Origin of the sequence: Rhodoplanes sp. SY1 (assembly GCF_046000175.1) — a bacterium.
Classification (GTDB): domain Bacteria; phylum Pseudomonadota; class Alphaproteobacteria; order Rhizobiales; family Xanthobacteraceae; genus Rhodoplanes.
The window spans coordinates 1-707 of record NZ_JBEOMB010000204.1 but is presented as its reverse complement, the minus strand read 5'-3'; the positions used below and the strand labels follow the sequence as shown (position 1 = coordinate 707).

Annotated in this window: 1 protein-coding gene; it reads right to left on the bottom strand. The window is 67.0% G+C overall.

Annotation, left to right across the window (positions count from 1 at the left end):
• The coding region (locus ABTU92_RS28330) for a molybdopterin-dependent oxidoreductase (RefSeq protein ID WP_408094918.1) at positions 1 to 707 on the bottom strand (707 nt) is incomplete at both ends.

The following is a 707-nucleotide window of genomic DNA, read 5'->3' as shown; positions in this document are numbered from 1 at the left end:
GTGCGCCAGTTGCGGCCGCCGTCGAGCGACACGTCGACCCGGGCGATCTTGCCGCGGCCCGACCAGGCGACGCCGGAGATGACCGTGAAACCCTTCTTGTGGCGGAGCGGCGCCTGCGGGCTCGGATTGGTGATCACGGACTTGGCGTCCATCACATAGGTGAAGCGGCGCGCCTTGCCGTTCTCCAGCAGGTCCGTGTATTTCGACGTCTCCTCGCGGTGGTGCCATGGCTCGTCGCCGACCTCGATGCGGCGCAGCCACTTGACCCACATGTTGGCCTCCCAGCCCGGCACGCAGATGCGCACCGGGTAGCCGTTCTCGGGTCGCAGCCGCTCGCCGTTCATGCGGAAGGCGATCAGGCAGTCGTCGAGCGCCTTCTGGAGCGGCAGCGAGCGCGTCATCGCGGCCGAGTCGGCGCCCTCCAGCAGCAGCCACTTGGCATTGGTCTTGAGCCCGGCCTCCTCCAGCAGCACCCGCAGCGGCACGCCCGTGTACATGACGTTGTGGATCATGCCGTGGGTGAACTGGCACGCGTTCATCTGGGCGCCTCGCCACTCCATTCCGGAGTTCGCCGCACATTCGGCGAAATAGACCCGGTTGGTGCGCGGGAAGCGCTCCAGATCCTGCAGCGTGAACATCAGCGGCCTGTCGACCAGGCCGTGGATCATCAGCCGGTAGTCGTTGGGATCGAGCTCGGCGATCCCCGA